The organism is Oryzobacter faecalis (assembly GCF_046764005.1).
Lineage (GTDB): Bacteria > Actinomycetota > Actinomycetes > Actinomycetales > Dermatophilaceae > Oryzobacter > Oryzobacter faecalis.
Window position 1 is genome coordinate 246,707 of record NZ_JBKOFW010000004.1, and the last position, 24,534, is coordinate 271,240.

The following is a 24,534-nucleotide window of genomic DNA, read 5'->3' on the forward strand; positions in this document are numbered from 1 at the left end:
CAGCACCCGACGACGAGGCGCCGCGGATCCTGTCACTCCTCGCCCCGAGCCGGCCTGGGTCAACATCGACCAATAGGGCGATGTTGACCCGGCGCGGGTGGCCTCAGAGGCCGGTGGCGGCTTCGAGGTCGGCGCGGACGGCGGCGAGGCGGGTGGCCGCGCGCTCGCGGGCGCCCTTGAGGTCCTCGCCGGTCACCGGCTCGACGACCTCGAGGTAGACCTTGAGCTTCGGCTCGGTGCCCGAGGGCCGCACGATGACGCGGGAGTCGTCGGCGAGGTAGTAGCGCAGCCCCTCGGTGGGGGGCAGCCCCCCGTCGCCCCGCGCGAGGTCGTCGGCACGGGTCACGTCGACGCCCGCCACCGACGTCAGGGGCTCGGCGCGGAGCCGGTCCATGATCAGGCCGATGAGCGAGAGGTCCGCGACCCGGATGGAGAAGGCGTCGGTGGCGTGGACGCCGTGGTCGCGGGCGAGGTCGTCGAGCCGGTCGGTGAGCGACCGGCCCTGCGCACGGAGCGTGGCGACGAGCTCGGCGACGAGGAGCGCCGCCGAGACGCCGTCCTTGTCCCTCACGTGGACCGGGTCGACGCAGTAGCCGAGGGCCTCCTCGTAGCCGTAGCGCAGGCCCGGGACCCGGGCGATCCACTTGAACCCGGTGAGGGTCTCCTCGTGGCGCACGCCCGCGGCCCGGCACATCGCGGCGAGCATCCGCGAGGAGACGATCGAGTTGGCGAACACGCAGTCGGGGGAGTCGGGCCGCACGCCCCCGGCCGCGCCGCGCGCGAGGACGTGGGAGCCCAGGAGGACGCCGACCTCGTCGCCGCGCAGCATCCTCCAGCCGCCCGGACCCGGGACCGCCACCGCGCAGCGGTCGGCGTCGGGGTCGTTGGCGACGACGACGTCGGGGCCGGTCTGCTCGGCGAGGTCGAGGGCGGCGTCCATCGCGCCGGGCTCCTCGGGGTTCGGGAAGGACACCGTGGGGAACATCGGGTCGGGCTCGGCCTGTGACGGGACGGGGATCGGCTCCGCGTACCCGGCGGCCGCGAAGGCCCGACGGACCGTCTCCGAGCCGACGCCGTGCAGCGCGGTGTGGACCACCGTGACCTCGCGCGGGCTGTCGGCCTCGACGACCGTCACGACGTCGCGCAGGTACGACTCGAGGGTCTCGTCGTCGAGGGTCTCCCAGCCGTCGTCGGCGCGCGGCACCGAGGCCACGGACTCGATGGCGGCGATCTCGGCGGCGATGAGGCCGTCGACGGGCGGGACGATCTGTGACCCGTCGCCGACGTAGACCTTGTACCCGTTGTCCTCGGGCGGGTTGTGCGACGCGGTGACCATGACGCCGGCGTCGGCGCCGAGATGGCGGATCGCGTACGCCAGGACGGGGGTCGGCAGCGGGCGGGGGAGGACGACCGCGCGCCCCCCGGCCCCGGTCACCACCGCGCAGGTGTCGGCGGCGAAGACGTCCGAGCTGGTCCTTGCGTCGAAGCCGACGACGACGAACGGCTGCGGCCTGACGGTGCGCAGGTACGCGGTGAGGCCGGCCGCGGCCCGGATGACGACCGCCCGGTTCATCCGGTTGGGACCACCGCCCAGGCGGCCGCGGAGGCCGGCGGTCCCGAACTCGAGCATCCCGGACATGGCGTCGGCCAGCTCGGCCGTGGCCTCGGCGTCCCCGCCCTCGGCGCGGACGGCCAGGGACTCGAGATCGGCACGCGTCGCGGGGTCCGGGTCGTCGGCGGCCCAGGTGCGGGCGGCGGCGAGGAGGTCGGCGTCGCTCACGGGTTCCTCAGATGCGCTCGACGACGGCGGCGAGGAGGCGACCGCAGCGTGCGGCGGCCGCCTGCCCCGCATCGAGGACCTCCTCATGGCTCAGCGGCGTCTCGCTGATGCCCGCGGCGGGGTTCGTGACGAGGGAGATGCCGAGGACCTCGAGGCCGCTCTGCCGGGCGGCGATCGCCTCGAGGGCGGTCGACATGCCCACGAGGTCGCCGCCGATCGTCCTGGCCATCCGCACCTCGGCCGGGGTCTCGTAGTGGGGGCCGCGGAACTGGACGTAGACGCCCTCCTCGAGGGCCGGGTCGACCTCCTGGGCGACGGCGCGCAGCCGCGGCGAGTACAGGTCGGTGAGGTCGACGAAGTTCGCGCCCTCGATGGGGGAGTGGGCCGTCAAGTTGATGTGGTCGCGAATGAGCACCGGTGTGCCGGGGGCCCATTCGGGCCGGACGCCGCCGCAGCCATTCGTGATGACGATCGTCGTGCAGCCCGCCGCGGCGGCCGTTCGCACGCCGTGGACGACCGCCCGGACGCCACGGCCCTCGTAGAAGTGGGTGCGCGTGCCGTAGACGAGGGCCCTGCGTCCGGTGTCGCCGATGGCGACCGAGCGCATCTGCCCGCTGTGGCCCGCCACCGCGGCCCGGCCGAACCCGGGGACGTCGGTGTTCTCGATGGTCGCCAGGGTCTCGCCGATGAGGTCGCCCGTCTGGCCCCACCCGGAGCCGAGGACGAGGGCCACGTCGTGGCGCTCGACGCCGGTGCGCTCGCGGATGACGGCCGCGGCCGCCTCGGCGACAGCGAACGGGTCGGTGCTCGGGTCGGACAGGTCGTGGCTGGCGGCGCTCTCGGTCACGCAGGGGAGCCTACCGACGCGGCGTCCGCCCTCCTACGCCCCGCCTCGAGCGCGACCTACCGCCTGGTCAGTGCTGTGATCACGACCCTGACCAGGCGGTAGGTCGCTCCTTGAGGTGCCGAGGGGGCGCCGACCGTCGACGTCCTGCATCGGCAAGGTGTGGCAACCGCCGCGAGCTGCGCCTCACGGCACTCGGGGCGAAGCGGCTCGCCGCGGCCGGGGCCGTCCTCGGCGACGGCTTCGACGGCCTCGTCCGCTCGCTCGGTCTCGACCCCGCCGAAAGGGAGACCGGCCCCACCGCCACCTGGCTCGTGGCTCGGCTCGGGAACCGCGATGGTCTTCGCCTTGGCGGTCCCGGACCGGATGATCCCGACGTTCGCCGTCGAGGAGCCCCTCGGCGTGGCCACCGCCCTCGCCGCGGTGGGGCTCACGGTGGCGCTGCTCGTCGTGGCCGGCGACCGCCTGGCCCGCCGGGCCGACGGTCAGTCGGTCGTCACGGCGAGGGCGGCGTCGCCGCGCGGGGAAAGGCGCACGGGGTCGCCGGGCGCGTAGTCGGTGACGTCGGTGTTCGACACCTGCACGGTGACGAGCTCGTCGGACCCGGTCCGCGCGATGACACGGCCGTGCCCGCCGAGGAAGCTCGCCGACACGACGGTCGCGGACGACCCGTCGGACACCGTTCCCTCCGGGGCCCGTTCGACCCGTACGCCCTCCGGCCGGACGAGCACGACCGCCTCCGGCCCCGACGCGGACCCCGGCAGCAGCGGCACCGACCCACCGAGCACGTGCGCCCGCCCGTCGGCGATGCGTGCCCTCAGGCGGTTGGTCAGCCCGACGAAGTCGGCGACGAACGGGGTGACGGGGGCGTTGTAGAGCTCGTCGGGGGAGGCCAGCTGCTCGAGCCGGCCCACCGACATCACCCCCACCCGGTCGGCGACGGCCAGCGCCTCCTCCTGGTCGTGCGTGACGAACAGCGTCGTCGTGCCGACCTCGAGCTGGATGCGGCGGATCTCGTCGCGCAGCTGGGTGCGGACCTTGGCGTCGAGCGCCGACAGCGGCTCGTCGAGCAGGAGCACCTGCGGCTCGATGGCGAGGGCGCGGGCCAGGGCCACGCGCTGCTGCTGCCCGCCGGACATCTGGTGGGCGAACTTGTCGGCGTGCGCGCCGAGTCCGACGAGGTCGAGCATCTCGGCGGCCCGGGCCCGCCGGGACGCCTTGTCGCGCTTGCGCAGCTCGAGGCCGAACTCGACGTTCTGTCGCGCTGTCATGTGCGGGAAGAGGCTGTACGCCTGGAAGACCATCCCCATGTCGCGCCTGTTCGTGGGGATGCCGGTGACGTCGCGGCCGCCGACCTCGATGGTGCCGCTCGTCGGGTCGTCGAGCCCGGCGAGGCAGCGCAGCGCGGTGGTCTTGCCGCACCCGGAGGGCCCGAGGAGGGCGACGAGCTCGCCCGGCTCGAGGTGCAGGGTGAGGCCGTCCAGCGCGGCGACCCCGCCGTAGACCCGCCGCAGGTCGGTGAGCTGCACGGCGGTGCCGGTGCGCGTGGGCGTCGAGGTGGTCATGCGGAGGGCTCCTTGCGACGACGGAGTCGGGAGAACGGGGCGGTGCCGGCGCGACCGCTGCCGACGAACGACATCGCGAAGAGGATCGCCGCGACGAACACGAGCGAGGCCAGCCCGACGGCGACCGAGACCTTCGAGTCGGACTTGCCGAGCTCGTACATCGCGACCTGGAGGTTCTTCTTGGAGAACAGGTTCGCGATCGTGAACTCACCGAGGACGAGGGCCACGGACAGGAAGGACGCGGACAGCACCGCGGTGCGCAGGTTGGGGAGGATGACGCGCCACATCACCGTGCCCCAGCCGGCGCCGAGCGACCGTGCGGCCTCGGCGAGGGTCCGGACGTCGATCGAGCGGAGGCCGGCGTCGATGGCGCGGTACGCGTACGGCAGGACGAGGACGACGTAGGCGAGCCCGAGCCAGAGGGTCGAGTCGCCGAGGAGGTAGTAGACCCACGCGTAGACGGGGGTGAGCCCGACGACGAGGACGATCGCCGGCACCGTGAGCGGCAGCAGGCAGATGAACTCGACCGTGCGCGAGAGTCCGGGCAGGCGCAGCCGCACCCAGGTCATCGTCGGGACGAGGAGCAGGAGCATGACGACGACGGTGATGACGGTGAGCCCGAGCGAGGCGAGGAAGCCCTCGCGCAGCGCCGGGTACTCGAGCGTCACCGCGTCGACGTCGGCCAGCGTCCGCCACGTGTCGAGCGTGCGCCCCACCCCGCCCGGTCCCTGCGTCGTGAAGTCGAGCATCGCGAGGAGGGGAAGGGTGAAGAAGGTGAGGACGACCGTGAGGACGAGCCACCGGAAGAGCCGCTGCCGGCGGTGGAACGCCGCCCGCTGCCCGCTCATCGCTGCATCCAGCGGCTGGCCCGCTTGTCGAGCCACGCGTACAGGGCCATGACGACCGCGACGACGACGACCATGGCCAGGGCCATCGCCTTGCCGAGGTTCTCCTGTCCGAGGATGACCTCGGAGCGGAAGGTCGCGGCGATCTGGAGCGGGATGAGCGGCGAGCCCTGGGAGACGAGTGCGGCGGCGGTGGCGTACGCGGAGAACGCGTTGGTGAACAGCAGCAGCGTCGCGCCGACGAAAGACGGCAGGAGGATGGGGGCCGCCACGCGGCGCCAGTACGTCCACGACGTCCCCCCGAGGGTCTCGGTGGCCTCGCGCCACTGCGGGCGCAGGCCCTCGACCGCGGGGAGGAAGACGATGAGCATGAGCGGGATCTGGAAGTACAGGTAGACGAGCATGAGGCCCTTGTCCCACTCGTAGAGCCAGATCCCCGTGCCGGTGCTGACGCCGACCTTTCCGAGGAGCACGGTCAGCAGACCGGTGGTCCCGAAGGCCGCGATGAACGCGAACGCCAGTGCGACACCGCCGAACTGGGCGAGCACACCGCACAGCGAGGTGACGAACCGCTTGGTGACCGACCCCTCCCGCGCGGTGCTCACGGCATAGGCGAGGAGCGCGCCGATGAGGGCGCCGCCCACGGCCGTGACCGCCGAGAGGACGAGCGACTGGGTCAGGCCGCGGACGACGGACGGCGAGGTCAGGCCCTCGAGGTTGCCGAGGGTCGGTCGGTTCGACCCGTCGAGGAACGCCCCGATGACCACGACGAGCGTCGGGATGAGCAGGAAGACCGTCGTGTACGCGAAGAACGGTACGACGCCCACGAGGGCGCCGGACGGCCGCAGCCGTCCGAGCGCCCCCGCGGGTCGGGAACGGACCCTGTCAGCCAACCGCGTTGGCCCAGTTGTCGGCGAGGTACTTCTTGCCGGTGTCGGAGTCGGCCTGGGTCGGGACGACCGGCGTGCCCTCGACGGCGGGCAGCGCCGCGGCGGCCGTGGCGTCGAGCGTGCCGGCCTTCTGCATCGCGTCGAAGCGGACGGGGCGGGCCCCACCCTTGAGCCAGAGGTTCTGGCCCTCGTCGCTGTAGAGGTACTCCTGCCACAGGCGCGCGGCGGCCGGGTGCGGCGCGTCGACGTTGATCGCCTGGTAGTAGTACCCGGCCACGACGGCCTCCTTCGGCACGTAGACCTTCCACGTCGGGAGCTTCGCCGCGTACGCCGCGTTGAGGTAGTCCCAGTCGATGACGAGCGGGGTCTGCCCCGACTCGACGGTCGCGGCGGTCGGGTCGACGGGCAGGAAGTTGCCCGCTGCCTTGAGCTGCTTGAAGAACTCGACGCCCTTGGCGAGGTCGCCGGCCGTGCCACCCTCGGCGATGGAGACCATCTGCACGCCCGCGAAGGCGGCGCCGGCCTCGGTCGGGTTGCCGTTGAGAGCGACCTTGCCCTTGTAGTCGGCCTTGAGGAGGTCCTTGACGCTCGTCGGCGCGGGGACCTTGGCGGAGTCGTAGCCGATGCTCATGTAGCCGCCGTAGTCGTTGATCCACTTGCCGTCCGGGTCCTTGAAGTCGGCGGGGACGTCGTCCCACGTCGAGACCTTGTACGGGGCGAACATGTCGGTGTTCGCGAGGGCGACCGCGGCACCGAGGTCGAAGACGTCCGGAGCGCCGGACTGCCCCTTCAGCCGCTTGGCGGTGGCGATCTCGTCGGCGCTGCTGGCGTCGGGCTGGTCGCTCGTGACCTTGATCTCGGGGTACTTCGCCTGGAAGCCCTTGATGACCTCGCCGTAGTTCGCCCAGTCCGGCGGCAGCGCGATGACGTTGAGCGCCCCCTCCTTCTTGGCGGCGGCCTCGAGGCCCGCCATCCCGCCGAGGTCCGCGGCGGACGTGGCGGTCTTGGCGTCGCCGGCGGCGGCGGAGCCCGATCCCGAGCTGCCGGAGCCGCTCTCGGTGGGCGGGGAACACGCGACGAGCGCGACGGCGACGAGCCCGGTGGCCGCGAGGACCCCCGCGCGCCGGCCGATGTGGTGGGACATGTGCCTGACCTCCTGAAGGGGTGCGGCGCGAGCCATCGAGCGGCGTCGCTCCTGAGCCGCACTGTAGGGACATCGGTGAAGGTCCGGAAGCGCACCATTGGCTTTTCGCGCATTCGTTCCCGGGTCGTGACCTGCTCGTCAGCCCCCGTGCACCGAGACGTTGCGCGATGCGCACCCCTCCCGAGGGGCGCCGGGCCTTCGGGCCGGGGCCCGCCCGGATGGTTGGATGGGCCCGTGAACGCGCGCTCCAGCAGAGTCGTCATCCTCGGCGGCGGCCCCGGCGGGTACGAGGCCGCCCTCGTCGCCGCGCACCTCGGGGCCGACGTCACCGTCGTCGAGCGCGACGGCATCGGCGGGGCGGCCGTCCTCACCGACTGCGTCCCCAGCAAGACGCTGATCTCGACCGCCGACTACATGAGCGAGTTCGAGACCGCCGCGGACCTCGGCGTGCACCTCGAGGACGTCGAGGGCGACGAGGTGACCGACGCCGTCGCCGACCTCCCGGAGGTCAACCGCCGTGTCCTCGCCCTCGCGGGCGCGCAGAGCCGCGACATCGCCGCCCGCCTCGCCGAGGTCGGCGTGCGCACCGTCGAGGGCACCGGCTCGCTCGTCTCGCCGACCCTGGTCCGCGCCACGACCGCCGAGGGGCACGTCGACCTCGGGGCCGACATCGTCCTGCTCGCCACGGGGGCCCGGCCGCGGGTCGTGGACAGCGCCCAGCCCGACGGCGAACGCATCCTCACGTGGCAGCAGATCTACGACCTGCGCGAGCTGCCCCGCCGCCTCGTCGTCGTCGGGTCGGGTGTCACGGGCGCGGAGCTCGCGCAAGCCTACCTCGGGCTCGGCTCGGAGGTCGTCCTCGTGTCCTCGCGCGACCGGGTCCTGCCCGGTGAGGATCCGGACGCCGCGCAGGTCATCGAGGACGTGTTCCGCAAGCGCGGGATGGAGGTGCTCGGCCGCTCGCGGATGGCGTCCGTCGAGCGCACCGCCGACGGTGTCGTCGTCCGGCTCGAGGACGGCCGCGAGGTCGCCGGGTCGCACGCGCTCCTCGCGGTCGGGTCGGTCGCCCAGACGCAGGGGATCGGCCTCGAGGAGGTCGGGGTCGACCTCCTCCCCTCGGGCCACGTCGCCGTCGACCGGGTGTCGCGCACCTCGGTCCGGGGTGTCTACGCAGCCGGCGACTGCACCGGGGTGCTGCCGCTCGCCTCGGTCGCCGCGATGCAGGGCCGGATCGCGATGTCGCACGCCCTCGGCGACGCGGTGGCCCCGCTCGCCCTCGGCGTCGTCTCGGCGAACATCTTCACCGACCCGGAGATCGCCACGGTCGGGGTCTCCCAGAAGGACGTCGACGAGGAGCGCGTCGACGCCGACGTCCTCACGCTCGCCCTCGGTCGCAACCCGCGGGCCAAGATGCTCGGCATCACCGACGGATTCGTGAAGCTGTTCGCGCAGAAGGGCTCCGGGGCCGTCATCGGCGGTGTGGTCGTCGCCCCGCGAGCCTCCGAGCTGATCTTCCCGGTCACGCTCGCGGTCCAGCACCGGCTCAACGTCGACCAGGTCGCCTCGACGTTCACCGTCTACCCCTCGCTCTCGGGCTCGATCGCCGAGGCGGCGCGCCGCCTGCACGCCACCGGCTGAGCCTGCCCGGACGGAGCGGGAGCCCTCGCCGTCCGCCCGCTCGGATGGCTCGATCGGGCCATGGGCAGCCGCGCCCGGCGCTGCTACGGTCGCGCCACCAGAGGAGCCGTCACCGACGCGGCCCCCTCGTCGGGGCGAGTCGGTGACGGGTCTCGGGTGCAGCGTCGCCCCGGACCGCACGTCACCCCCCACGGTCCCCTCCCCACGGGGGTGGCGTGCTTCGCCTGCTCGCCGCGGAACTCCGGGACCGCCTGACGGGTTACGGTGTCAGACCCTGCCGACACCACACCGAAGGCACACCGATGGCCAAGATCCCCACGAAGTCCCTCATCGCCATGGCGGGAGCAGCCGCCATGAAGGCCCGTGACTACGCCCGCCAGAACCCCGACCAGGTGGCGAAGGCGCTCGACCGCGTCGAGGCGACCGTGAGCAGCCGCACCCACGGCAAGTACGACGCCAAGGTCGGCAAGGGCAGCAGCGCCCTGCGCAAGTCCCTCGGCCTGCCCACGACCGGCACACAGCGCCCCGGCGTCACCAGCACCCCGCCCCCGCCCCCGCCCCCGCCGCCCACGGCGGGCTGAGGCCCGCGGGTCCCGCAACCCCCTGTCGCCCGTCCGCCGGTCTAGCGTGACGAGGGTCCGCAGCGCCGTGCACGGAGCGAGGGAGTAGGACCGATGACTGGTCAGCAGCCGTTGAAGGACCCGGGGTCGACGCCCGACGTCCCGCCGACCGAGCCGGACCAGCCGGCGCCCACCCCGGACGCGCCGCCGCCGGTGACGGAGCCGACGACCGCGCCGAACCCGGCCCCCGGAACCTGGGACGACCCGCAGCCGCGCTCCGTGCCGGCTGGTGACGGCTGAGCGAGTCCGGGCGCAGGAGTGGGCAGTTCGCACGTGCCGCATGGCCCGATGTGACTATGTCCCGCCACCCGGCGCCGGTGCTACGTTCGGCGAGCCCGCGGCACGTCCGGGGGGCGCGGCACTGACCAGGCGGGGCTGCGCCCGTGAGGCGGTACGGGCAGGGAGTCCGAATGCGCTCGTTGCTCGTCCGTCTCGTCGCGATCGTCGCCCTCGTGCTGGCCGGTGCGGCCGTTCCCCTCCAGGGGGCCGCCGCCAACGGGACCACCCCGCCGGAGCTGTCCTTCGCGTGCGCCCTCAAGAGCAACGGCCAGCTCCGCGTGGTCACCTCGCTCTCGCAGTGCACGAAGAACGAGACGAAGATCCAGATGAAGCCCGGTCCGGTCCTCGTCTGCGTCCAGCCGTCGGGCTCGTCGAGGTACGTCACGTCGTTCTCCCAGTGCAAGCCCCCGGCCCGCACACTGACCCTCCCGCCGACGAGCGGGGTCGTGACCTTCTGCGCGGACAACGCCACCCGTGTGCTGCGGTACGTCACCGACCCGTCCCAGTGCCTCGCCACCGAGACCGCGTACCAGGTCACGCCGAACGACGCCGCGCCGACGCTCGCGTCGAGCACGCCGGCCGACGGTGCCACCCGGGTCGCCACGACGGCGACCGTGAGGCTGACGTTCTCGGAGGCGGTCAGCGCCCCCGCCTCCGCGTTCGTCCTCGCGTGTGGGGGTGGACCGCTGGCGACCGTCCTCACGGGGAGCCCCGGGACGACGCTGCAGCTCTCACCCATCGCCGCACTGCCCGAGGGGGCCACGTGCACCGTCGACGTGACCGGCAGCGCCGTCAGCGACGTCGACACCCTCGACCCCCCGGACACGATGGCGACGAACCCGCGCGTGTCCTTCAGGGTCGACACCGCGCCGACGCTGACGTCCACGACCCCGGCGCACCTCGCCACCGGTGTCGCCGTCGACGGTGACCTCGAGCTGACCTTCAGCGAGCCGGTCGACCTGGACCCGGGGGCGGTGTCCCTCACGTGCGGTGACAGCGAAGGCCTCGCGCTCGGCGTCACCGGCAGCGGCACCTCCACCGTCACCGTCGACCCCGTCGCCACGCTGCCGGGCGGCAGCACCTGCAACCTCGTGGTGACGGGCAGCAAGGTGCACGACGTCGACGCCGGCGACCCCCCGGACGTCATGGCGACCGACCGGAGCGTCGTCTTCGTCACCGAGGACGCCGCCCCGACGGTGGTCTCGACGTCGCCCGTCGACGGAGCGGTCGACGTGAGCCCCAGCACGACGCTGTCGGTGACCTTCAGCGAGTACGTCACCGCCGCAGCCGGTGCGTTCTCGCTCGAGTGCGGCGCGAGCCCCGTCGCGGTGACCTTCGACCCCGGTCCCGCCCTCACCCTCGTCGTGACACCGACCGCCGCGCTGCCGAAGTCGAGCGCGTGCACGCTCACCGGCTCGGCCACCGCCATCAGCGACAGCGACACCGTGGACCCGCCGGACCACCCGGCCTCCGACCTCGAGGTCTCCTTCACGACCGCCTCGAACAGCGACCCGACCGACATCGCCCTCTCCCCGAGCGCCGTCGCCGAGAACCAGCCCCCCGGGACGACCGTGGGCTCGCTGAGCACGACCGACGCCGACCCCGGTGACACCTTCACCTACACGCTCGTCAGCGGCACGGGCGACACCGACAACGGCCTGTTCCAGGTCGACGGGACCTCGCTCGAGACGGCCGCCGTCCTCAGCGCGGAGGACGGGGCCACGCGCTCGGTCCGCGTGCAGACCGAGGACAGCGCGGGCGGAACCTTCACGAAGGTCCTGACCGTGACCGTGACCGACGTCAACGAGGCGCCGACGAGCCTCGCCCTGAGCCCCCGGTCCGTGGACGAGAACGAGCCGGCCGGCACGACGGTCGGGGCCCTGAGCGCCAGTGACGAGGACACCCCGCCGCAGGCCCTCACCTACAGCGTCGAGTCCAGCGGCTGCGGCGGCACCTACCCAGACGCGGCGGCCTTCGCCGTCTCCGGTAGCGACCTCGTCACCGCAGTGGTCCTCAACTACGAGGTCAAGAGCTCGTACGAGGTCTGCGTGCGCGTCACTGACGACGGCACGCCGGCACTGGGTGCCGACCGGCTCTTCACCGTCACCGTCAACGACGTCAACGACGCACCGAGGACGCTCCCCGACAGCTACACCGGCGCGGTCGGCAACACCATGTTCGCGCTCAACCTGCCCGGCACGCCGGCGCCGCGCGTGGCGGTCACCGGGTCGGTCCTCACCGCGAACGACTCGGACGAGGACGGGGACACGGTCACGGCGGTCGCCGAGACGGTGACCTCCGCCGGAGGCGGGACGGCCACCATCGACACCGCCGGCAACTTCACGTTCCTCCCGGGGGTCGGTGACAAGAACCAGACCGACTCCTTCACCTACCGCGTCACCGACGGCACCGCGACGACGGCGGGCACGGTGCAGGTCGCGATCACCGGGGCGCTCATCTGGTGGGTCGACAACTCCTCCACGACGGCCACGCCCGACGGTCGCTCGACGTCGCCCCTCACGAGCCTCACCGCGCTCAACGGGGCCGACCCGTCGGCCGACCTCGACGGCACCGGCGAGACGATCTTCGTCTGGACCGGGAACGCCACGTACGCGGGCGGGCTGCGCCTGGAGGCGAACCAGTCGCTGCTCGGCGAGCGCGCAGGCGTGACCGTCGGCCCCATGCCGCTGCTCCCTGCGGGCGCCACCGCGCCGGTGCTGACGAACGCCTCCGGCAACGGCGTCGACCTCGCCGACGTCACGACGGTGTCCGGCATCGACATCGCGAACGCCTCCGGCGACGGGGTCCACGGCGTCGGCATCGGCACCGCGACGATCGGCTCCAGCGGGAACGTGACCATCTCCGGTTCCGGCGCCGACGGCATCGACCTGTCGGGAGCCGGCTCGGGCGCGATCTCGGTCGGCGCCTCGGTGACCACGAGCACCGCGCGGTCCCTGGCCGTGAGCGGCCGGACCGGGTCCACCGTGGCCGTGTCCGGGGCCATCACCGGCAAGGGCGTCGAGCTGTCCGGCAACACCGGCGCCACGATCGCGTTCACCGGAGCCCTCGCCCTCTCGACGACGACCACGCCGGCGTTCTCGGCGACCGGCGGCGGCACGGTGACGGTCGCCGGCTCGACGAACACCGCAACGAGCACCACGGGCGGGGCGGTGGTCGTGGAGAACACGACGATCGGCGCCGCCGGGATGACGTTCCGCTCCGCGAGCGCGAACGGTGCCGTCAACGGGATCCGGCTCACCAACACCGGCGCAACGGCGGGCCTGTCCGTCACGGGAACCGGCTCGGTGGTCCAGGGCGGCGACGCGTCCGGTGGGACGATCCAGGCGACGACGGGCGCCGGCATCGTCCTGACGAACACGAGGACCCCGTCGTTCAACAACGTCTCGGTCCTCAACGTGCCGACGGCCGCCGGTGTCCGGGGCACCAGCGTCTCCGGGTTCACCTTCACGAACGGAAGGGTCAGCGGCAGCGGGCTCACGGGCAGTGACAACGCCAGTGCCAACCTCGCCTTCAACGCGGTCTCGGCCGGTGTGACGAACCTGTCCGGTGCCGTGAACGTCTCGAACTCGGTGCTCGAGAACGCCTACGGCAGCGGCGTCGACGTCTACAACGAGAGCGGCACGATCTCCTCGCTCACGGTCAGCGGCAACCTCATCCAGAGCACGACCTCAACCGCGACGTCGAAGGGCCACGGCGTCATCGTGCAGTCCCTGGGCTCGGCGAGCGCCGCATCCGGTGTGACGACCGCGTCGATCGCGGACAACCGCGTGCTCCACTTCCCGTCCGGTGGCGGCATCCTCCTCTACGGCGGCAACGTCTCCGGACTGGCTGCCCCGGCGACGACGCTCGGCGCCGGCGCCGGCGCCAAGGTGCTCGTCTCGGGCAACGTCGTGCGCGGAGCGTCGGATGCGGTGCCGATGAACACCAACTGCATCTACGTCAGTGTCGCGGGGCGCGGCACCGGCTTCGTCGACGTGCAGGCCAACGGCACCGCCGGTGAGCCGCTCGGCGCCAACCGGGGCAACTGCATCTCGGTGAACTCGACGGGGTCGGCCACGCTGGTGTCGCAGGTGACGGGCAACCGGGTCAGCCCGGGGGCGGGCCACGTCGACGGGGCCTTCGGCATCACCGCCGGTGCCGCCAAGCAGACGGTGGTCGGGCCTGCCGACCTCAACAGTGCCGTCCTCGACCTCACCGTCGACGGCAACACCGTGAGCGCGAGCAAGAGCACCGGCATCTTCCTCCTCACCCGCGACAGCGGCACGCTGCGGACGCGGGTGCAGAACAACACCGTGGCCGCACCGGTGGAGCTGGCGGGTGAGGCGGGCATCGTCGTGCGTTCCGGTGACCTCGCCGCCGGGGACGCCAGCGTCTGCCTGCAGATCCAGTCGAACACGACTGCCGGCAGTGTCAACGGCGCGACCGGCGACCGGGCGCCCGGGATCGGCCTGCGCAAGCAGGGCGCCGACGCGGCGATCAACGACTTCGGCGTGGTCGGGCTGGTCAGCAGCCCAACCCTGCAGGCCGGCGTCGTCTCTCACGTCTCGAACAGCAACCCCGCGAGCGCGCTCGGGACGGGCGGTTACGGAACAAGCGGTGCCTACGTCATCAGCGGGAACAACTTCGTGCCCTGCACCCTGCCCTTCTGACCGTCGAGGCGACCCCGAGGAGCCACCGTGTCCGAGCCCTTCCTCTCCGAGATCCGGCTGATGTCGTTCGTCTTCGCCCCCCGCGGCTGGGCCCTGTGCAACGGCCAGCTGCTGCCGATCAACCAGAACCAGGCCCTGTTCTCGCTGCTCGGCACGACCTACGGCGGCGACGGGCGGGTCAACTTCGCGCTGCCGGACCTGCGGGCCCGCGCACCCGTCCACGAGGGCGACGGGCACACGCTCGGGGAGCGAGGCGGGGAGCAGGCGCACACCCTCTCGATCGCCGAGCTGCCCACCCACGCCCACACGGTGGTGGGCACGACCGCGTCCGCCACCGGCCGCCTCGTGGGGCCCACCGTGGGCCTCGCGGCGAGCACGGGGTCGGCGGCGTACTCCCCTCCCGGGGCGCCGGTGACCATGGCCCCCAACGCCTTGGGAAACGTCGGGGGCAGCCAGGCCCACGAGAACCGGCAGCCCTTCCTCACCGTCAGCTTCTGCATCGCCCTCCAGGGCATCTTCCCCTCTCCCAACTGACAGCAGGAGGCACGCCATGGGTCAGCCGTTCGTGGGGGAGATCAGGATCTTCGCCGGCAGCTTCGCGCCCGCGGGGTGGATGTTCTGCGACGGCCAGCTGCTGGCCATCAGCGAGAACGAGACGCTCTTCCAGCTCATCGGCACGACCTACGGCGGCGACGGGCAGAGCACCTTCGGCCTGCCGGACCTGCGGGGCCGGATGCCGGTGCACCAGGGCAGCGGGCTCGTCCTGGCCGAGACCGGAGGGGTCGAGTCGGTCACCCTCACCTCGCAGCAGATCCCGGTCCACACCCACCCCCTCGTCGGATCGGCCGCGAACGCGTCGGCGACCAGTCCGGCGGGTGGAGTGCCCGGGACGATGCCCGAGGTGGCCGCCTCCGCCTACGGCAGCGATGCGCCGCTGACGACGCTGACGCCCCAGAGCATCTCGCCCGTGGGGGGCTCGCAGCCGCACGAGAACATGCAGCCGTACCTCTGCGTGGCCTTCATCATCTCGCTCTTCGGCATCTTCCCCTCCCCGAGCTGAGGACACCATGACCGACCCCTTCATCGCCGAGATCCGGCTGTTCCCCTTCAACTTCGCACCCAGGGGCTGGGCGTTCTGTGACGGGCAGCTCCTGCCCATCTCGCAGAACACGGCCCTGTTCTCGCTGCTCGGCACCTTCTACGGGGGAAACGGCACGTCGACCTTCGCGCTCCCGGACCTGCAGGGCTGCGTGCCGGTGCACCCGGGCCAGGGTCCGGGACTGTCCGACCGTGTCCTCGGGGAGACCGGTGGCAGCAGTGCGGTCACCCTGCTGGAGAGCGAGGTCCCCGTCCACACGCATGCTCTGGCGGCGTCCGCTGCCGCCGCCTTCGCCCGATCCCCCTCGGGTGAGCTGTTCGCCAACCAGAGCGGCGGGGTCAACTCGTATGCGGCCCCCGGTGGCGCGCCGGCCGCCCTGCTCGCAGCGGCCTCCCTCGGGCCGTCCGGCGGGAACCAGCCGCACAACAACCTGGCGCCCTACCTCGTCGTCAACTTCTGCATCGCGCTCCAGGGCATCTACCCGCCCCGCACCTGAGGTGACGCTGACCTCCCGGCCGACGGTCGACGGCGATCTGCCGTTCCTGCTCGACCTCTACGCTGCGAACAGGTCCGACGAGTTCTCGCTGCTCGGATGGACCCCGGAAGCGCTGCGCTCCTTTCTCGAGCAGCAGTACCGTGCGCGCCAGGTCGCCTGGGGGCTGACCGCGCCCGCGGCGGACGACAGGGTGCTCGTGCGCGACGGCTGCCCGGTCGGCCGACTCGTTCTCGACCGGAGAGCAGAGGGCGTCCGGGTCGTCGACATCGCCGTGGTGCCCGAGGAGCAGGGCCGCGGCATCGGGACCACCGTGCTGCGCCGGGTCCTGGACGAGGCGGAAGATGCCCGCCTGCCGGTCACGCTGCACGTCGTTGCCGCGAGCCGGGCGCGACGACTGTACGAGCGCCTCGGGTTCCGGACCCTGCGCGAGGACGGGGTGCACGTGCTGATGGGCCGGACGGCTGGGCAGGCGCCGGAGACCTCCAGGCGCGCGGAAGGCGCTGCCGTTCAGCCGAACACGGCCACGTAGAGAGGACCGTCAGCGTCGGGGGCCGCCGGCACGAGGAACAGCTCGAGGGAGCCAGCCGTCTCGTGGGTCAGCGACATCATGCCCTGCGGCAGCGGTGGGGTGGGGCCGCCGCGGAACACCAGGCGAAAGGAGCGTGGTCCGGTTCCGCTGGAAGCCCGCTCGACCGCGACCAGGACGAGGTCGAGGGCATCGCCGTCGGGCAGGGCGGCGCGCCACGGCGTGTCGACGAGCGGCTCGAAGTGCGACGGGCCCGCAGTCGCGAGGTCCACGTCAGATGCAGTTGACGGTGGCGAGGCCACCGCCCCCACTCGCCACGATGAACAGCGGTGTCGCCGCGAAACCCTTACGGGCGAAGGAGTAGACCCCGTCACCCGGGCCCGCGCCGGAGAACGCCGCGGCGAACTGCTTCTCCGCCCCGGGGACCCCACCGGGCGCCAGGTCCTCGACGGCATCCAACACGACCGACCAGCGCCCGGCAGGCGACGTCATCGTGAACGTCGACCCGACGTGCTGCGTGAACCGCGACCGGCGCAGCAGGTCGGTGGCCGGACGCGCCGCGTGTGCAGCGGGTGCCGTACCTGCGCCCACGGCGCCGACGACCGCAACCGCGGAGCCCGAGATGACGGTCCGACGTGGGGGAGCGGTCATGGGGGCCTCGTCTCTCTGCGCGCGAAGGCGCACCCAAGGGGTGCGTCAGGCTCCCAGTGTGCCGGGCGGGGATGCGGCTGTCACCGGCCCGAAAGGACCATCTGCCGGTCCGACTCGATGGGCCGGGGGCGCGGGCACCTCTCGGTGTCAGGCGTCGGTGATCTCGCAGAGGACCGCGCCGTTGGTGACGGTGGCCCCGACCTCGGCGGTGAGCCGGGAGATGGTCCCGGCCTTGTGCGCGGTGATGGGCTGCTCCATCTTCATGGCCTCGAGGACGACGACCAGGTCGCCCTGGGCGACGGTGGCACCGTCCTCGACGGCGATCTTGACGATGGTGCCCTGCATCGGCGCGGTGAGCGAGTCGCCCGAGGCCGCGGCCCCGGCCTTGCCGCCCGAGCTGCGCCGCGGGGCCTTCTTGCGGGCCGCGCCGGCGCCGCCGTTGCCGCCGTTGCCGCCGCCGAGCGACAGCCCGCCGGGGAGGGAGACCTCGAGGCGCCTGCCGCCGACCTCGACGACGACGGTCTGGCGCTCCTCGGCCTCGGGTGCGTCGGCCGACGGCCCGGACCAGGGCGTGATGGTGTTGTCGAACTCGGTCTCGATCCAGCGCGTGTGCACCGAGAACGGATCGTCGGCCTCGGCCGGGGCGAAGGCGGGGTCGGCGACGACGGCACGGTGGAACGGGGTGACGGTGGGCATCCCCTCGATGACGAGCTCGGCCAGCGCCCGGCGGGCCCGCTCGAGCGCCTGCTGGCGGTCACGGCCGGTGACGACGAGCTTGGCGATCATCGAGTCGAACGCGCCGGCGACGGTGTCGCCCTCGACGATCCCGGAGTCCCAGCGCACGCCCGGGCCGTGGGGGACGACCATCGTCGTGACGGTGCCGGGCGCGGGCAGGAACCCGCGGCCGGCGTCCTCGCCGTTGATCCGGAACTCGATGGAGTGCGCGTGCGGCTCGGGGTCGGGGTAGCCCAGGGCCTCGCCGTCGGCGATGCGGAACTGCTCGCGGACGAGGTCGATGCCGGTGACCTCCTCGGAGACCGGGTGCTCGACCTGGAGGCGGGTGTTGACCTCGAGGAAGGAGATGTCGCCGGCAGGCCCGACGAGGAACTCGCAGGTGCCGGCACCGACGTAGCCCGCCGCCTTGAGGATCTCCTTCGAGGCGCGCAGGAGCTCGGCGTGCTGGGCCTCGGTGAGGAACGGCGCGGGCGCCTCCTCGACGAGCTTCTGGTTGCGGCGCTGCAGCGAGCAGTCGCGGGTGGAGACGACGACGACGGTGCCGTGGCGGTCGGCCAGGCACTGGGTCTCGACGTGGCGCGGGCGGTCGAGGAAGCGCTCGACGAAGCACTCGCCGCGACCGAACGCGGTGACGGCCTCGCGGACGGCGGACTCGTAGAGCTCGGGGATCTCCTCCATCGTCCGGGCGACCTTGAGACCGCGGCCACCGCCGCCGTAGGCCGCCTTGATCGCCACCGGCAGGCCGTGCTCGGTCGCGAACGCGACGACCTCCTCGGGGCCGGAGACGGGGTCCTTGGTGCCCGGGACGAGCGGGGCGTTCGCGGCGAGGGCGATGTGCCGCGCCTTGACCTTGTCACCGAGGGCGTCGATCGCCTCCGGGCCGGGGCCGATCCACGTCAGTCCGGCGTCGATGACCTTCTGGGCGAACTCGGCGTTCTCGGCGAGGAAGCCGTAGCCGGGGTGGACTGCGTCGGCCCCGGCAGCCCGCGCGACCTCGATGAGCTTGTCCTGAAGCAGGTACGAGTCGGCCGGTGTCGTGCCCCCGAGCGCGTGCGCCTCGTCGGCGACCCGGACGTGCAGGGCGTCGCGGTCGGGCTCGGCGTACACGGCGACCGAGCGCAGCCCGTGGTCGCGACACGCCCGCGCGATGCGCACCGCGATCTCACCCCGGTTCGCGATGAGGACAGTGGAGATGGCCATGGTCCCGGACTCTAGCGGCCCGGGTGGGGCCCCACCCGGTGGCCCCGGTGCGTCCCGCGCCACACTCGTGGCCGTCCTCGCGCGGGTCGCGGCGGCGCTGCGCGGGCGCCGCGCCCGGCTGGTCCGGCAGGGGTCGGTCAGACCCCCAAGGAGGCCGCGAGGCGCCCGAGGAGGGCGGCCAGCGCCTCGCGCTCTGCGGCGTCGAGGCCGCCGAGGAGTCGGGCCTCGTTGGCGACGTGGTCCTCCATCGCGGCGTCGATGACGCCTCGCCCCTTCGCCGTCAGGACGACGGTCCGTGACCGCCGGTCGGTCTCGCTCGGCCGGCGCTCGACGAGCCCGCGGGCCTCGAGCCGGTCGACCCGCTTCGAGACAGCGCCGGACGTGACGAGCGTTCGCTCGACGAGCTCGCCGGGTGTGAGGGCGTAGGGCGCCCCCTGGCGCCGCAGGGTCGCGAGCACGTCGAAGTCGCCCTCGCCGAGGCCGTGCCGGGCGTACACGGCCACGAGCTCGGGGGTGAGGGCGTTCGCGACCCGGTGCACGCGCCCGATGACGAGCAGGGGGGAGGTGTCGAGGTCGGGGCGCTCGTGCCGCCACTGGTCGACGACGTGGGCGACGTGGTCGGTCTGCCTCGAGGGATCCATGGCGGGGAATGTATCTTCCGTGGAAGGTATTATGTCTTCCGTGGAAGAGAAAACTGCCGGACCGTGGACCGTCGTCCTCACCGCCGTTCCGCCCGTCGTGTGGGGCTCGACCTACGCGGTGACCCAGCTCTGGCTCCCGGCCGACCGCCCGTTCTTCGCGGCGGCCGCCCGGGTCCTGCCGGCCGGGCTGCTGCTGCTCCTCTGGGTGCGGCGGCTGCCGACCGGTGCGTGGTGGGGCCGCTCGCTCGTCCTCGGCGCCCTCAACCACGCCGTCTTCTTCGCGCTGCTCTACGTCGGCGCCTACCGGCTGCCGAGCGGCCTCGGCTCGACCCTGACCGCCGTCGCACCGCTCGTCATGATGGCGGTCGCCTTCCTCGTCCTCGGCGAGCGGCAGGCCCGCGTCACGGTCGTCGCCGCGCTCGCAGGCGTCGGCGGGGTCCTCGCCCTCGTCCAGCAGGTCGACCGGTCCGGCCCGGTCGACCCGGTCGGGGTGGCGGCGGTGCTGGGGGCGGTCGTGTCGTCCTCGGTCGGGTTCGTCCTCGTCAAGCGGTGGGCGCCGCCCTCGGACGTGCTGACGACGACCTCGTGGCAACTCGTCGCGGGCGGACTGCTCCTCGTCCCGCTCGCCTGGGGGGTCGAAGGGCCCCCGCCGGCGCTCGACCTCGCCGCCGTCGCCGCCCTCGCCTACCTCGGGCTCGCCGGCACCGCGCTCGGCTACGTCCTGTGGTTCCGGGGTCTCACCCGGATGGAGGCCGGCGCCGTCGCGATGGTCGGCCTCGTCAACCCCGTCGTCGGCACGACGCTCGGGGTCGCCCTCCTCGGCGAGCCGTTCGGCCCGGTGCACCTCGTCGCGATGGCCGTGACGCTCGGCAGCGTCCTCGTGGCCCAGGCGCCGGTCCGCCGGGTCCTCGCTCGGCGCGTCGAGCCCCTGACCTCACCTCGACTGTGGCGGACCAGACACGCCGCTGAGTAGCGGTGCTCATGGCGGCGTGTCGCGGCCGGGAGGACGATGGAGGGGCACCCACGAGGGTGCCTGACCCCAGGAGCCCGCGATGACCGCGCCCCCCGCCGCCGCACCTGACGCTCCCGCGCACCGAGACCCCACGCTGCACGCCGCCAGCCCGGCCCAGCTCCACTGGCTCGAGACCGAGCTGCGCGCGTGGCACGCCGAGGGCATCGTCGACGACCGGACGGCCGCGTCGATCCGTTCCCGCTACGTCGAGGTCCGCAAGGTCACGCTCGCGCGCATCGTCCTCACCCTGGGTGCCTGCTTCGTCGGGCTGGGCCTCATCTGGCTCGTCGCCTCCAACCTCGACGCGATGGCCCCGCTCACCCGGTTCGGCCTCATGGTCCTCATCTGGCTCGGCCTGGTCGTCGCGGCCGAGCTGCTCGCCACCCGGCGCGACCGCGAGGGCGACGTCGCCTCACCGGTCGTCGGTGCCGTGCGGCTGCTCGCCGCCGGTGCCTTCGGGGCCGTCGTCTTCCAGGCCGCCCAGAGCCTGCAGGTGCCCGCGTACGAGCCGCTGCTCCTCGGCGTGTGGGGGCTCGGGGCGGTCCTGTGGGCGTACGCCGTGCGGGGCGTCGCCCCGCTCGTCCTCGGGGTCGGGCTGCTCGCGGCATGGTTCGTCTGGCAGGTCGGTGACGTCGCCGACGACGCCTTCTCGGTCTCCACGGCCCTGGGTGCGGCCGCTCTCGCGGCGGTCGCCCTGGGGGTCGGCACCGCAGCCCTCGGCCGGCGCGAGCTGGCCGTGCCCTGGCGCGAGGTCGGCGCCGCCCTCGCCCTGGTGGCCCTCTTCGTCGCCGCCCTCCCGTACGCGTGGGGCGAGCCCGCGACCTCGTGGGCCCTCTGGGCCGGCCTGGGCGCGGCCGTCGTCCTCGGCGCCCTCGCGGCCCTGCGCGGCGACCGGCACGACCGCCTCGAGGTCGCCCTCGCCGCGGTCGCCCTCGCGATGACCGTCGGGCTGGCGCTGTGGCGCTACGAGACCGACTCGATGTCGCCCGAGGACCTCTCGGCCGGGATGTGGCTGCGGGCCTTCCTCTCCGTCGCCGCCTACCTGCTCGTGGCGAGCGGGTACGCGGTGCTCGGCGGGCTGCGCGACACCGGACGCCTCACCTGGATGGCGACCGCCGCCCTCGTCGTCTTCGTCACGACCCAGGCCTTCGCCGTCTTCGCGCCGATCCTCTCCGGCGCCACCTTGTTCCTCGTCGTCGGCGTCGTCCTCCTCGTCACCGGGGTCCTGGCCGACCGTGGCCGACGACGGCTCGTCCGCGAGGCGAAGGAGGCCCGGTCATGACGACGTCCCCCGGCACCGAGGTGCTCCCCCCGAACCCGCCCGCCCAGCCTCCCGCCGCCCTGCCCGAGGGCATCCGCCGCCGCCGGATCGCCGTCCTCGTCGTCGTCCTCGTCCAGCTCGCGCTCGTCGTCGTGGCGGTGTGGTCGCCGCTGGCGGCGCGGCTCACCGGCGAGGAGGTCCGGCTGCGCGTCGCGCCCGTCGACCCCGTCGACCCGTTCCGGGGCGCCTACGTCGACCTGGCCTACCCGGACCTGCCCGACCAGCCAGGTGGCCGGTCCGAGCCGCTCACCGACGCCGAGCAGAAGGCCGTCGACGAGCAGCGGGGCGAGGCCTTCGTCCCGCTCACGCGCGAGGGCGAGGTCTGGGTCGGGGGTCCGGTCCAGCGCACTCGCCCGACCGACGGGCTCTACCTGCGCTGCGACGACTCCGACTGGCGCCTGGACTGTGGCATCGAGAGCTGGTTCCTGCCGCAGGACGAGGCGCGCGCCCTCGAGGACGCGGTGCGCGCCGGGACGGCGGTCGCGACGCTGCGGGTCGACGGGCGCGGCAACGCTGCCCTCGTCGGCGTCGACCCCCGCTGACGCGCGCGTGCCGCCGGACGCTGGGGCGCCCGAGGCCCGGCATGATGCGCGCATGAGCAGCGACGCCGTCGACCGTGCCCAGCGCGCCCTCGAGGAGGGCATCTCCACCGACTTCAGCCGGGCCATGTCGTACGGCGACTACCTCGACCTGCCGACCCTGCTGTCGGCCCAGCACCCGCGCAGCGAGCCCGCGCAGCACGACGAGCTGCTCTTCATCGTCCAGCACCAGGTGGCCGAGCTCTGGCTCAAGCTGCTCCTCCACGAGGTGCACTCGGCGCGCTCCCTGCTCGCGTCCGACGAGCTCGCGCCCGCCCTCAAGCGGCTCGCGCGGGTCAAACACGTGCAGAAGCAGCTCGTCGAGCAGTGGGACGTCCTCGCCACGCTGACCCCGAGCGAGTACGCGCAGATCCGGCCCTTCCTCGCGACGAGCTCGGGGTTCCAGAGCCACCAGTACCGCGCGGTGGAGTTCCTCCTCGGCAACAAGAACGCCGACATGGTGCGGGTGTTCGAGCACTCGCCGGAGGAGCACGCGGGGCTGCAGCGGCTGCTCGGCGAGCCGACGCTGTACGACGAGTTCCTCCGCCACCTCGCCCGTCAGGGCTACGCGGTGCCGGCCGAGGTGCTCGAGCGAGACATCACCCAGCCCTACCGGATGTCCGAGGCGCTCGTCGACGTCGTCGCCGAGGTCTACGCCGACCCGGCCTCGCACTGGGGCGTCTACGAGACCTGCGAGGAGCTCGTCGACATCGAGGACCTGTTCCAGCAGTGGCGTTTCCGGCACCTCCAGGTCGTCTCGCGCACCATCGGACAGCGTCAGGGGACCGGCGGCAGCAGCGGCGTCGACTTCCTGCGGCGCGCCCTCGACCTCACGTTCTTCCCCGAGCTGTACGCCGTCCGCACCCGCGTCTGAGGCCGGCGTTCGTGCGTTCGGCCGCGGGGTGGGTCCGGCGAAGGGTGGCGAGTGGCTGCTCGTCCGGTGCCCGAGGCGCCCTTTCCCACCCCTCACGGCATCTCAGGGGAGCAGCAGGCGGGTGAGCCGGCGGCGGAGTGTCTCCCGGCGCGGGGCGCTCGAGAAGGACAGGGCGGTCATGTCGACGTAGGCCCAGCCCGAGTCCTCGATGGAGGCGCGTCGCTCGCGGTCTCGCTGCCAGGTGCGGCGGTCGGTGCGGTGGACGTCCCCGTCGTACTCGCCGACGACCCGCTGCCGGCGCCACACGAAGTCGCTCGTCGCGAGCCAGCCGCCGTGCTCGTCGCGGACCGCGGCGTTGAGCTCGGGCTCGGGTAGCCCCCACATGGCGAACCACCAGCGCGCGACGCTCTCGCCGGGCGAGGCCGACGCCGAGCGGGCCAGGGCCGCGACGGCCCGGAGGTCCGCGGCTCCACGCCGTCCGGTGCGGGCGGAGGCGGCGGTGCGCATCCCGTCGCCCGTGGTGTGTCGGCGACGGAGCAGGACGTCGGCGGCCGCCAGCAGGTGGGCGGGGTCCCACCGGCCAGCGAGGTCGCACCACGTGTCGAGTGCTGACGTCACGCGCAGCCCGGCGACGACGTGCACCTCCCGGTCGCCCAGTCCCCGGTGGTGGCGGCAACCGGAACGCTCGATGCGCGGGCGGTCGTCGGCGCGCATGACGTCGAGCACCTCCGCGTGTCCCGCCCAGGCGAGCGGCGTCGGCAGGCCATGCAGGCGCGCGGCGGTGGTGTGGCTGAAGGCGCAGTCGGGCGGGAGGGCCATCGCGAACGCCTGCGCATGGGTGAGGTGGTCGACGTCGAGGTCGGCCCGGCGGCGCACGCCTCGCGTCGGGGCGACGAGGTCGGAGCCGCGCAACCGTCCTCGGGACAGCTCGAGGTCGCGCGCCCGCTCCAGCGTGAACGGACCGGCGAAGAGCTGGTCCGGGAGCCGGATCCGCGGTGTGGCCATGCCGAGACCCTGACGGTCGCGTATGGCCGGGGACAGCCTCCGCCCCGGGCTGTGGAGGACGCGTCCGGAGGGCCACCCCTGTGGACGACGGTCCGAGGGGTGGCCATCGGCTCTCCAGAAG

23 protein-coding genes are annotated in these 24,534 nt (G+C 73.3%); 12 read left to right on the forward strand and 11 right to left on the reverse strand.

Going from position 1 to position 24,534, the window contains the following annotated elements; translation table 11 throughout:
- Positions 1-103: 103 nt before the first annotated feature.
- Both ACK8HX_RS10075 and ACK8HX_RS10080 read right to left on the reverse strand, forming a co-directional pair.
- Positions 104-1,852, reverse strand: coding sequence for a phospho-sugar mutase (locus ACK8HX_RS10075; protein WP_411940558.1), 1,749 nt, complete (start codon positions 1,850-1,852; stop codon positions 104-106).
- Positions 1,788-2,627 carry a purine-nucleoside phosphorylase gene (locus ACK8HX_RS10080; RefSeq protein ID WP_411940559.1) on the reverse strand — a complete coding sequence of 280 codons (840 nt, stop codon included), beginning with the start codon at positions 2,625-2,627 and terminating at the stop codon, positions 1,788-1,790. Before ACK8HX_RS10080 ends, ACK8HX_RS10075 begins: the two co-directional genes overlap by 65 nt.
- A 333-nt stretch (positions 2,628-2,960) precedes the next feature.
- Here ACK8HX_RS10080 and ACK8HX_RS10085 point away from each other — a divergent pair, with 333 nt between their 5' ends.
- Positions 2,961-3,179 carry a hypothetical protein gene (locus ACK8HX_RS10085; RefSeq protein WP_411940560.1) on the forward strand — a complete coding sequence of 73 codons (219 nt, stop codon included), beginning with the start codon at positions 2,961-2,963 and terminating at the stop codon, positions 3,177-3,179.
- On the opposite strand, the gene ACK8HX_RS10090 is transcribed toward ACK8HX_RS10085, so the two are convergent.
- Genes ACK8HX_RS10090 through ACK8HX_RS10105 form a run of 4 tightly spaced genes read right to left on the reverse strand, consistent with a single transcriptional unit; the run spans position 3,110 to position 7,068 of the window.
- Positions 3,110-4,189 (reverse strand): ABC transporter ATP-binding protein, encoded by a 1,080-nt coding sequence (locus ACK8HX_RS10090; RefSeq protein ID WP_411940561.1) that lies wholly within the window; start codon positions 4,187-4,189, stop codon positions 3,110-3,112. The genes ACK8HX_RS10085 and ACK8HX_RS10090 overlap by 70 nt on opposite strands.
- Positions 4,186-5,037: an ABC transporter permease gene (locus tag ACK8HX_RS10095; protein ID WP_411940562.1), complete on the reverse strand. Its 852-nt coding sequence runs from the start codon at positions 5,035-5,037 to the stop codon at positions 4,186-4,188. Before ACK8HX_RS10095 ends, ACK8HX_RS10090 begins: the two co-directional genes overlap by 4 nt.
- Positions 5,034-5,927 (reverse strand): ABC transporter permease, encoded by an 894-nt coding sequence (locus ACK8HX_RS10100; protein ID WP_411940563.1) that lies wholly within the window; start codon positions 5,925-5,927, stop codon positions 5,034-5,036. Before ACK8HX_RS10100 ends, ACK8HX_RS10095 begins: the two co-directional genes overlap by 4 nt.
- The gene (locus ACK8HX_RS10105) at positions 5,920-7,068 is read right to left on the reverse strand and encodes an ABC transporter substrate-binding protein (protein ID WP_411940564.1); all 1,149 of its coding nucleotides are present in this window, start codon (positions 7,066-7,068) and stop codon (positions 5,920-5,922) included. Before ACK8HX_RS10105 ends, ACK8HX_RS10100 begins: the two co-directional genes overlap by 8 nt.
- Positions 7,069-7,302: 234 nt before the next feature.
- Between ACK8HX_RS10105 and ACK8HX_RS10110 the strand changes: the two genes are divergently transcribed.
- The 7 genes from ACK8HX_RS10110 (at position 7,303) to ACK8HX_RS10140 (ending at position 16,399) form a co-directional block, all read left to right on the forward strand.
- Positions 7,303-8,706, forward strand: a complete 1,404-nt coding sequence (locus ACK8HX_RS10110; protein WP_411940565.1) for an NAD(P)H-quinone dehydrogenase — start codon at positions 7,303-7,305, stop codon at positions 8,704-8,706.
- Between the two features lie 302 nt (positions 8,707-9,008).
- The gene (locus ACK8HX_RS10115) at positions 9,009-9,287 is read left to right on the forward strand and encodes an antitoxin (protein WP_411940566.1); all 279 of its coding nucleotides are present in this window, start codon (positions 9,009-9,011) and stop codon (positions 9,285-9,287) included.
- Between the two features lie 449 nt (positions 9,288-9,736).
- Complete coding sequence (locus ACK8HX_RS10120; protein ID WP_411940567.1) at positions 9,737-14,275, forward strand: Ig-like domain-containing protein; 4,539 nt, start codon at positions 9,737-9,739, stop codon at positions 14,273-14,275.
- 27 nt (positions 14,276-14,302) lie between these two features.
- Positions 14,303-14,809 carry a phage tail protein gene (locus ACK8HX_RS10125; RefSeq protein WP_411940568.1) on the forward strand — a complete coding sequence of 169 codons (507 nt, stop codon included), beginning with the start codon at positions 14,303-14,305 and terminating at the stop codon, positions 14,807-14,809.
- A 16-nt stretch (positions 14,810-14,825) separates the two neighbouring features.
- On the forward strand, positions 14,826-15,335 hold the full coding sequence (locus ACK8HX_RS10130) for a phage tail protein (RefSeq protein ID WP_411940569.1): 510 nt from the start codon (positions 14,826-14,828) through the stop codon (positions 15,333-15,335).
- 7 nt (positions 15,336-15,342) lie between these two features.
- Complete coding sequence (locus tag ACK8HX_RS10135; RefSeq protein ID WP_411940570.1) at positions 15,343-15,870, forward strand: phage tail protein; 528 nt, start codon at positions 15,343-15,345, stop codon at positions 15,868-15,870.
- 1 nt (position 15,871) lies between these two features.
- Complete coding sequence (locus ACK8HX_RS10140; protein WP_411940571.1) at positions 15,872-16,399, forward strand: GNAT family N-acetyltransferase; 528 nt, start codon at positions 15,872-15,874, stop codon at positions 16,397-16,399.
- Here the strand turns inward: ACK8HX_RS10140 and ACK8HX_RS10145 are convergent.
- From ACK8HX_RS10145 to ACK8HX_RS10160, 4 genes are all read right to left on the reverse strand, one after another.
- A complete protein-coding gene (locus ACK8HX_RS10145; protein ID WP_411940572.1) occupies positions 16,378-16,668 on the reverse strand; it encodes a DUF6916 family protein in 291 nt (96 codons plus the stop codon). The two genes, ACK8HX_RS10140 and ACK8HX_RS10145, sit on opposite strands and share 22 nt — an antisense overlap.
- Position 16,669: 1 nt before the next feature.
- Positions 16,670-17,047 carry a DUF6916 family protein gene (locus ACK8HX_RS10150; protein WP_411940573.1) on the reverse strand — a complete coding sequence of 126 codons (378 nt, stop codon included), beginning with the start codon at positions 17,045-17,047 and terminating at the stop codon, positions 16,670-16,672.
- Positions 17,048-17,194: 147 nt separating this feature from the next.
- Positions 17,195-18,982, reverse strand: coding sequence for an acetyl/propionyl/methylcrotonyl-CoA carboxylase subunit alpha (locus ACK8HX_RS10155; RefSeq protein WP_411940574.1), 1,788 nt, complete (start codon positions 18,980-18,982; stop codon positions 17,195-17,197).
- 137 nt (positions 18,983-19,119) lie between these two features.
- Positions 19,120-19,623, reverse strand: a complete 504-nt coding sequence (locus ACK8HX_RS10160; protein ID WP_411940575.1) for a MarR family winged helix-turn-helix transcriptional regulator — start codon at positions 19,621-19,623, stop codon at positions 19,120-19,122.
- Positions 19,624-19,654: 31 nt separating this feature from the next.
- Between ACK8HX_RS10160 and ACK8HX_RS10165 the strand changes: the two genes are divergently transcribed.
- The 4 genes from ACK8HX_RS10165 to ACK8HX_RS10180 all read left to right on the forward strand — a co-directional run bounded on the left by ACK8HX_RS10165 (position 19,655) and on the right by ACK8HX_RS10180 (position 23,408).
- Complete coding sequence (locus ACK8HX_RS10165; protein WP_411940576.1) at positions 19,655-20,596, forward strand: DMT family transporter; 942 nt, start codon at positions 19,655-19,657, stop codon at positions 20,594-20,596.
- Positions 20,597-20,675: 79 nt separating this feature from the next.
- A complete protein-coding gene (locus ACK8HX_RS10170) occupies positions 20,676-21,917 on the forward strand; it encodes a DUF2157 domain-containing protein (protein WP_411940577.1) in 1,242 nt (413 codons plus the stop codon).
- Positions 21,914-22,498: a GDYXXLXY domain-containing protein gene (locus tag ACK8HX_RS10175; RefSeq protein WP_411940578.1), complete on the forward strand. Its 585-nt coding sequence runs from the start codon at positions 21,914-21,916 to the stop codon at positions 22,496-22,498. The genes ACK8HX_RS10170 and ACK8HX_RS10175 overlap by 4 nt, the downstream gene beginning before the upstream one ends.
- Before the next feature lie 52 nt (positions 22,499-22,550).
- On the forward strand, positions 22,551-23,408 hold the full coding sequence (locus ACK8HX_RS10180) for a tryptophan 2,3-dioxygenase (RefSeq protein WP_411940579.1): 858 nt from the start codon (positions 22,551-22,553) through the stop codon (positions 23,406-23,408).
- A gap of 102 nt (positions 23,409-23,510) precedes the next feature.
- Here ACK8HX_RS10180 and ACK8HX_RS10185 read toward each other — a convergent pair whose 3' ends face one another.
- Entirely contained in the window at positions 23,511-24,413 is a 903-nt protein-coding gene (locus tag ACK8HX_RS10185) for a hypothetical protein (protein ID WP_411940580.1), read from the reverse strand.
- Positions 24,414-24,534 lie beyond the last annotated feature (121 nt).

Excerpts from the sequence above, each read along its gene's own strand:
- ACK8HX_RS10075 (WP_411940558.1), bottom strand. The coding sequence starts at position 1,852 with ATGCGGGGCAGGCGGCCGCCGCACGCTGCGGTCGCCTCCTCGCCGCCG.
- ACK8HX_RS10085 (WP_411940560.1), top strand. The coding sequence starts at position 2,961 with ATGGTCTTCGCCTTGGCGGTCCCGGACCGGATGATCCCGACGTTCGCC.
- ACK8HX_RS10090 (WP_411940561.1), bottom strand. The coding sequence starts at position 4,189 with ATGACCACCTCGACGCCCACGCGCACCGGCACCGCCGTGCAGCTCACC.
- ACK8HX_RS10095 (WP_411940562.1), bottom strand. The coding sequence starts at position 5,037 with ATGAGCGGGCAGCGGGCGGCGTTCCACCGCCGGCAGCGGCTCTTCCGG.
- ACK8HX_RS10105 (WP_411940564.1), bottom strand. The coding sequence starts at position 7,068 with ATGTCCCACCACATCGGCCGGCGCGCGGGGGTCCTCGCGGCCACCGGG.
- ACK8HX_RS10115 (WP_411940566.1), top strand. The coding sequence starts at position 9,009 with ATGGCCAAGATCCCCACGAAGTCCCTCATCGCCATGGCGGGAGCAGCC.
- ACK8HX_RS10120 (WP_411940567.1), top strand. The coding sequence starts at position 9,737 with ATGCGCTCGTTGCTCGTCCGTCTCGTCGCGATCGTCGCCCTCGTGCTG.
- ACK8HX_RS10130 (WP_411940569.1), top strand. The coding sequence starts at position 14,826 with ATGGGTCAGCCGTTCGTGGGGGAGATCAGGATCTTCGCCGGCAGCTTC.
- ACK8HX_RS10135 (WP_411940570.1), top strand. The coding sequence starts at position 15,343 with ATGACCGACCCCTTCATCGCCGAGATCCGGCTGTTCCCCTTCAACTTC.
- ACK8HX_RS10150 (WP_411940573.1), bottom strand. The coding sequence starts at position 17,047 with ATGACCGCTCCCCCACGTCGGACCGTCATCTCGGGCTCCGCGGTTGCG.
- ACK8HX_RS10155 (WP_411940574.1), bottom strand. The coding sequence starts at position 18,982 with ATGGCCATCTCCACTGTCCTCATCGCGAACCGGGGTGAGATCGCGGTG.
- ACK8HX_RS10160 (WP_411940575.1), bottom strand. The coding sequence starts at position 19,623 with ATGGATCCCTCGAGGCAGACCGACCACGTCGCCCACGTCGTCGACCAG.
- ACK8HX_RS10165 (WP_411940576.1), top strand. The coding sequence starts at position 19,655 with ATGTCTTCCGTGGAAGAGAAAACTGCCGGACCGTGGACCGTCGTCCTC.
- ACK8HX_RS10170 (WP_411940577.1), top strand. The coding sequence starts at position 20,676 with ATGACCGCGCCCCCCGCCGCCGCACCTGACGCTCCCGCGCACCGAGAC.
- ACK8HX_RS10175 (WP_411940578.1), top strand. The coding sequence starts at position 21,914 with ATGACGACGTCCCCCGGCACCGAGGTGCTCCCCCCGAACCCGCCCGCC.
- ACK8HX_RS10180 (WP_411940579.1), top strand. The coding sequence starts at position 22,551 with ATGAGCAGCGACGCCGTCGACCGTGCCCAGCGCGCCCTCGAGGAGGGC.
- ACK8HX_RS10185 (WP_411940580.1), bottom strand. The coding sequence starts at position 24,413 with ATGGCCACACCGCGGATCCGGCTCCCGGACCAGCTCTTCGCCGGTCCG.